At 65.3% G+C, this 1,042-nt stretch carries 1 protein-coding gene; it reads right to left on the bottom strand.

The genetic code is table 11. The annotated features are described in order from the left end of the window. Positions 1-2: 2 nt before the first annotated feature. Positions 3-950, bottom strand: coding sequence for an IS481 family transposase (locus E8D38_RS27855; RefSeq protein ID WP_140637566.1), 948 nt, complete (start codon positions 948-950; stop codon positions 3-5). Between the last annotated feature and the right edge of the window lie 92 nt (positions 951-1,042).

The following is a 1,042-nucleotide window of genomic DNA, read 5'->3' as shown; positions in this document are numbered from 1 at the left end:
GCCTAGGTGTTGAGTTCCAAGAGGTTGGTCACAGCCGGTATGCGGCTCATGGGTGGCTGGCGGTTGAGCGCGGAGTGTGGCCGATGCCAGTTGTAGCGATGCAGGAAGGGCTGCAAGGCGGCCTCGCGCTGCGCTGAGCTGACGTAGGGCCTGGCATAGGCCCACTCGCGCAGGCTGGTCTGCACGAAGCGCTCGGCCTTGCCGTTGGTCTTGGGCGTGTAGGGCCGAGTCTTGATGTGACGGATGCCCAGCTCGTCGCAGGCGGCCTTGAAGGTGTTCTTGTAGCCTGCGCCGTTGTCAGTCATGACGCGCTCGATGCGCACGCCCAGGCTGGCGTAGTAGGTCACCGCCTGGCGCAGGAACTGCACGCAGCTCACAGCCTTCTCGTCGGGCAGGACTTGGGCGAACGACACGCGCGAGTGGTCGTCGATGGCCAGGTGCACCATGTCCCAGCCAATGCCCCGGTTGTGGTTCTTCGTGCGGTCGCCGGTGATGCGGTGGCCGACGCCGTCGATGCGCCCGAGCTTCTTGGTGTCGATGTGCAGCAACTCGCCGGCACAAGCGCGCTCGTAGCGCACCACAGGCACTGGCGGCTCCAGGGACTTCAACCGCGACAATCCCAGGCGCTTCATGCACCGGCTGACCGTGGCAACGCCTCGGCCCGCCTGCATCGCAATACGCCACAGTGGCCAGCGCTGTCGGCGCAGGGCTTCGAGAGCGTGCTGCTCGTCAACGCTCAAGCCTCGGGGACAGTGCATCGGACGCGAACTGCGGTCCAGCAACCCCCGCTCGCCCTCGGCCCTGAACCGCGCCAGCCACTTGTAGCTGGTGCGCTTGCTCACCCCGGCGGCCATGCTCGCATCAGCCACCGTCCAGCCCTCGTCCAGCACCCGGCTAACCAGCAGGGCTCGACCTTTGGGCGTCAATCTCGCATGCTTGTGGCTGTTCATCCGTTCTCCTGATCCGAGTTGCTGGGCGTGTGGAAACACCAGCATCCCAGAGCAGGGACGGATGAACAACCTTGTGGAACATCACACCTAGG

It is taken from the genome of Methylibium rhizosphaerae (genome assembly GCF_006386545.1).
Classification (GTDB): Bacteria; Pseudomonadota; Gammaproteobacteria; order Burkholderiales; family Burkholderiaceae_C; genus Pseudorivibacter; species Pseudorivibacter rhizosphaerae.
This window is presented reverse-complemented; position numbering and strand designations above follow the sequence as displayed.